General features: G+C 28.4%; 6 protein-coding genes. 5 read left to right on the forward strand and 1 reads right to left on the reverse strand.

All coding sequences use genetic code 11. The features are described from left to right. Positions 1 to 111: 111 nt before the first annotated feature. From HUJ77_RS14135 to HUJ77_RS15470, 3 genes are all read left to right on the forward strand, one after another. The gene (locus HUJ77_RS14135) at positions 112 to 606 is read left to right on the forward strand and encodes a sigma-70 family RNA polymerase sigma factor (RefSeq protein WP_291709687.1); all 495 of its coding nucleotides are present in this window, start codon (positions 112 to 114) and stop codon (positions 604 to 606) included. Then, positions 596 to 1,648, forward strand: a complete 1,053-nt coding sequence (locus tag HUJ77_RS14140; RefSeq protein WP_291709690.1) for a hypothetical protein — start codon at positions 596 to 598, stop codon at positions 1,646 to 1,648. Before HUJ77_RS14135 ends, HUJ77_RS14140 begins: the two co-directional genes overlap by 11 nt. Before the next feature lie 273 nt (positions 1,649 to 1,921). Then, positions 1,922 to 2,086, forward strand: a complete 165-nt coding sequence (locus HUJ77_RS15470; protein ID WP_366033524.1) for a hypothetical protein — start codon at positions 1,922 to 1,924, stop codon at positions 2,084 to 2,086. A gap of 34 nt (positions 2,087 to 2,120) precedes the next feature. On the opposite strand, the gene HUJ77_RS14150 is transcribed toward HUJ77_RS15470, so the two are convergent. Beyond that, positions 2,121 to 2,276, reverse strand: coding sequence for a hypothetical protein (locus HUJ77_RS14150; protein WP_291709692.1), 156 nt, complete (start codon positions 2,274 to 2,276; stop codon positions 2,121 to 2,123). 244 nt (positions 2,277 to 2,520) lie between these two features. Between HUJ77_RS14150 and HUJ77_RS14155 the strand changes: the two genes are divergently transcribed. Beyond that, positions 2,521 to 4,557 (forward strand): YgiQ family radical SAM protein, encoded by a 2,037-nt coding sequence (locus HUJ77_RS14155; RefSeq protein WP_291709694.1) that lies wholly within the window; start codon positions 2,521 to 2,523, stop codon positions 4,555 to 4,557. Positions 4,558 to 4,600: 43 nt separating this feature from the next. Then, on the forward strand, positions 4,601 to 5,401 hold the full coding sequence (locus HUJ77_RS14160) for a GTP pyrophosphokinase (protein ID WP_291709695.1): 801 nt from the start codon (positions 4,601 to 4,603) through the stop codon (positions 5,399 to 5,401). The last annotated feature ends 21 nt before the right edge of the window (positions 5,402 to 5,422 follow it).

Below are 5,422 nucleotides of genomic sequence, written 5' to 3' on the forward strand. Positions count from 1 at the left end.
TAAGGTGAGTTTTTTTATTTTCTATGAATTTATAAAAATATATAATTATATAGAATGCAACATTTAAGTTGTTTAATTTGTATTAGTAATGAAAGGGGGAGGATTGGGAATATGAATGAGTTTTCTTTACCTAGGGAGGAGCTTATTTTAGAAGTTATAGAAAAATATAATACTATGGTATATAGACTAGCCTTTTCAAGAACTAAAAGTGTTCAGGATGCTGAGGATATAATGCAAAATGTTTTTATTAAATTTATAAAATCTAATATCAACTTTGAAAGCCATGAACATATAAAGGCATGGTTAATAAGAGTTACTATAAATTTAAGTAAGAATTTATTGACATCAGCTTGGTTTAAAAGAACCACAGCTTTAGAAGAGAATATAGTTATAACATTAAAGGAAGAAAGTGAAGTATATAAATATGTATTAGATTTACCAACTAAGTATAGAACTGTTATACATTTATTTTATTTTGAAGATATGACAACGGCTGATATAGCAGAAATATTAAAGACAAAGGAGTCAACAGTACGTTCTCAGCTTCATAGAGGGAGAAATATGCTTAAGGAAAAAATGAAAGGAGATGAATGCCTTGAATTTTAAAGATAGTTATACAAAGGATAATGAAAATATTAAACCAAGAAAAGAAGTATTAGTCAGTTTAAAAAAGGATATTAAAAAATATAATAAAATTAGAAAAAATTATTTTAACTATAAAATAGCAGCTTCAATAGTAACACTGTTATGTATTATTTTAATTACAATTCTGCCTAAAGAAAAAGCTAAAGTTAATGATAATTTAGTAAATAATACAGAGGAAAATAAGAAGCAAGTAGGTGAAGACAATAATTATAGCAATAAGAGTGAAGGAATATATATACCTAAGCAACAGATTGAAAAAATTAATCCCAATATCCAAGCTAGTAGAATAGCAACTTTAGTATATAAAGGAAGAGTATATACTATGGAAAGCAGTATAATTCCAGTAGAATATAATAAAAATTTATTAGGTAAAAGGCTTGGTATAACTTGGGATTTATCAGAATTTATTGTTGATAATGGAACTTCAGTAGGATATATAGATTTAGAAAGCTTAGATGATTTTGCAAGTTTTTCTGAAGGCGAAGAGGTTTATACAGTAAAGGGATATGATGAAAATTTTAGATTAATAACTTATTCTAAAAGTGAGCATGGAGAATTTATAACAATATGGGAATGTTTAAATGACTTTACTTTAAAAGATGGTTCAGATGTTTTTGGAAAGATGAATATAAAAGGCAATATAGAAACTGTTACTTGGGATACCTTTGATAATTGGAATAACGGAAATATAAATGAAAAAGAGATAGTAATAGATGAAAATATAAATAATTTTATAGATTCTATGTATGAAGGAGTTCCATATTCTCTTGAAGATGAAGAGTTAAGAGAAAGATTATTTTATAAAGAGAATAAATACTCTAGTGGAGAAGAATATCTTGAGGCTAATGTAGAAAATCAAAGACTTATATTCTTCAAAATGAAGGATGGAACTAAAGCGGAAATAAGATTATTCAAAGATGGATATGTATATTATTCAGGATTAAACTTTGCTTTTAAATTAGATGAAGAGTCTTTCAATAATATGTGGAATGAATTAAATTGAAATATTATAGGTATATAATATATAAGAGACAGACTTAATGGATAGTCATCTATAAAGATTAAATCCATAGGCGTATAATTAAATAGTAATAATATTTAGTATATAGCAAAAAAAAGTCGAGAGTTCTAACTTCCTTATTTGATATATTCTAATCAAAGAGCTTTTTATCGTGAGTTTGGTTGTAATCCAAGGGAATATTCCCAAAATCCAATTCCTATATATCTTTTTACTCCTTATGGAATTAAATCAATTAAAGGAGGTAAAGAAAAGACTATGACCAATGTAAAGACTATATTTATTCAAACATTAGAAAAACCTCACCGTAGAGTGCTTATTAAGCGAGGAGTAAAAGCTACTGATTATTTTGCTTATTGTGAAGAAGAACATTATGCAGAAGCAATTCACCAAGTATGGGAAGCAATTAAAAAATTAAAATAAATTTTTAAAAAAGCTGTCCTAAGACAGCTTTTTTTTAAAATCCTCTTTTTTTAGCTGCAGCACCACTTTCATTTATACCTGGCTCTTCTGTGCTAAAGTTATAGTGACTATTAGCTTGTTGATTTTGTGTCTTTGTCCCATTTCTTAAAACATTTTCTTTTGAATAGGTTTTTCTATTATCATTTTTCATAAGCTTTCCCTCCTAAATAATTTTTCATTTATAGTATTAGGAGATTGAAAAAAATTATTACTATAAAGGTTGAATTTTGAAATTATACTAGTAACATTATGTAAATAAAAAAAATAAATGATTTAATTCATTTAAAATGATATAATCAATTAGTTAAATGAGACTTAAGTAAAAGAATTTATAAAAATTATTTATAGGGGAATATTTTTATAAATTTTTATAAAATTAATAAGTAGGTGTTTAAATGTCAAATAATAGATTTTTACCAATAAGTAAAGAGGACATGATAGAACGTGGATGGGAACAATGTGACTTTATTATAGTTACGGGTGATGCTTATATTGATCACCATAGTTTTGGAACTGCAATTATTTCTAGAGTTCTAGAGGATGCAGGATATAAAGTTGGTATAATCCCACAACCAGATTGGCATAGTACAGATGATTTTATGAAGCTTGGAAGACCAAGACTTGCTTTCTTAGTTAATGGGGGGAATATGGATCCAATGGTTAACCATTATACTGTAAGCAAGAGGAGAAGAGAAAAAGATCTTTATACTCCAGGTGGCAAAATGGGGGCAAGACCAGATAGAGCAACTATAGTTTATTGCAATAAAATAAGAGAAGCTTATAAAAATATAGATATAGTTATAGGGGGATTAGAAGCAAGTTTAAGAAGATTAGCTCATTATGATTATTGGGATAATAATGTAAGAAATTCAATACTTATAGATAGTGGAGCTGATTTGTTAACATATGGAATGAGTGAAAAACAAATTGTAGAAGTAGCAAATGCTTTAAATGATGGCTTTGAAGCAAAATACATAAGACATGTAAATGGTACTACATATGCTATAGATTCATTAGATGAAATTTATGGAGATTATAAATTATTACCATCTAGAGAAGAAGTTACAAAGGATAAAATGAAGTATGCAGAAGCTTTTAAAATTCAATATGAAGAACAAGATCCTGTAAGAGGAAAGGTTCTTGTACAAAAGCATGGAGATAGATATGTAGTTTGTAATACTCCAGAAATGCCTTTAACAAGGGAAGAACTAGATAGAGTTTATGCTCTTCCATATACTAAAGAATGTCATCCTATATATGATGAATTTGGTGGAATAGCAGCTTTAGAAGAAGTTAAATTTAGCTTAGTAAGCTCAAGAGGATGCTTTGGTAACTGTTCATTTTGTGCTATTACCTTCCATCAAGGAAGAGCTGTTCAAAGTAGAAGTGAAGCTTCAATATTAGAGGAAGCTGTTGAAATAACAAATCTTAAAGATTTTAAGGGATATATTCATGATGTTGGGGGTCCAACAGCAAACTTTAGAAAGCCAGCTTGTAAGACACAGCTTACTATAGGAGCATGTAAATCTAAACAATGCTTAACTCCAAAACCATGTAAGAACCTAATTGTTGACCATAGTGAATTCTTAGGATTATTAAGAAAGATAAGAAAACTTCCTAAAGTAAAGAAAGCTTTTGTTCGTTCAGGGTTAAGATATGATTATATAATGGCAGATAAAGATGATACATTCTTTAGGGAGCTTGTAGAGCATCACGTTAGTGGGCAATTAAAAGTAGCACCAGAGCACGTAGCTCCAAATGCTTTAAAATATATGGGTAAGCCTTCAGGTGATACCTATGATAGATTTAGAGAAAAATTCTTTAAGATTAATAAGCAATTAGGTAAGGAACAATATTTAATTCCATACCTTATGTCAAGCCATCCAGGAAGTGGATTAAATGAAGCAATAGAATTAGCTGAATATTTAAGAGATACGAAGTATCAACCAGAACAAGTTCAAGATTTTTATCCAACACCAGGAACTTTATCAACAGCTATGTTCTATACAGGAATAAATCCACTAACAGGAGAAGAGGTATATATTCCTAAGACAAGAGAAGAAAAGGCTATGCAAAGAGCATTACTTCAATTTAAAAATCCTAAGAACTATAACTTAGTTCATGATGCTTTAGTAAAGGCTGGAAGAGAAGATTTAATTGGTAATGGACCAAAGTGCTTAATTAAATCAAAAGCTGATAGATATATGGCTAAGATAAAAAAAGAAGAAGCAATAGCAAGAGGAAGTTCAAATAGAGGAAAGCAAGGATCTAAGTCTAAATCTTCTTCAAAATCAGCATCAAAGAATAATAGTAAGAGAAATTCAAAGTCAGCAAATAGCAAAGCTACATCAAAAGGAAAATTTTCAGATTTTAAAGGAAAGAGTTCTAAGTCTAAAAATAATAAGAGCAGTAATAGCAGACAGGGAAGATAAGGGGCTGTAGTAACAGTCCCATATATCCAAAGGGGAAGGATAAATGAAGAAAAGTTTTAATATAGATGAATTTTTATTGAGATATCCACATGCAGAAGAAAAAATTAAAACTAATAATATAGATATTAATGTTTTAAGTGAGATATATAATGATTTTGTAGATTATGAAATTTCTTATGAGAATCATGCAGACTTTATTTCAAACATTTTACGTTCACAACCAATAATTCATACTGTAAAATCAAGAATTAAGGATCCTGATAGATTAATTGAAAAAATAATAAGAAAAACAGAGGATAGAAAATCAAAGTATGGAAAGGATTTTCAATTTACATTAGATAACTATAAAAATGAAATAAACGACTTAATTGGAATTAGGGTTATTCATATTTTTAAGGATCAATGGCAAGATATTCATGAGTTTATAACTAAGACTTGGAGTGTTATTGAAGTAACTGCAAATGTTAGAGAAGGAGATAACACTAAAAAGTTTGAAGAACTTGGCATAGAAGTTAGGTCAAGAATATCAGGATATAGATCAGTTCACTACTTAGTAGAATTTTATCCAACAAACGAAAAAGTTATAGCAGAAATTCAAGTAAGAACAATATTTGAAGAAGGATATGGAGAAATAGACCATAGACTTAGATATTCTCACTCTGAAATACCAGAAATATTAAGGTCAAACCTTCTTCTATTTAATAGAATTGCAGGAAGTGCTGATGAAATGGCTTCTTTAATAAATGATTTAAGTAAAGAATGGTTTAGCAAAGAAGAAGAGCTTCTAAAAATAATTGAAGAACAAAAAGAAGAAATTGAAAGATTAAAAAAATTGAATAAGTAATTAAAATTTAAAAGGAAAAAA

It is taken from the genome of Clostridium sp. (assembly GCF_021443865.1).
Classification (GTDB): Bacteria; Bacillota; Clostridia; order Clostridiales; family Clostridiaceae; genus Clostridium.

What these genes read in the sequence shown, in the direction of transcription:
- HUJ77_RS14135 (WP_291709687.1), top strand. Translation starts at nt 112, where the DNA reads ATGAATGAGTTTTCTTTACCTAGGGAGGAGCTTATTTTAGAAGTTATA.
- HUJ77_RS15470 (WP_366033524.1), top strand. Translation starts at nt 1,922, where the DNA reads ATGACCAATGTAAAGACTATATTTATTCAAACATTAGAAAAACCTCAC.
- HUJ77_RS14150 (WP_291709692.1), bottom strand. Translation starts at nt 2,276, where the DNA reads ATGAAAAATGATAATAGAAAAACCTATTCAAAAGAAAATGTTTTAAGA.
- HUJ77_RS14155 (WP_291709694.1), top strand. Translation starts at nt 2,521, where the DNA reads ATGTCAAATAATAGATTTTTACCAATAAGTAAAGAGGACATGATAGAA.
- HUJ77_RS14160 (WP_291709695.1), top strand. Translation starts at nt 4,601, where the DNA reads ATGAAGAAAAGTTTTAATATAGATGAATTTTTATTGAGATATCCACAT.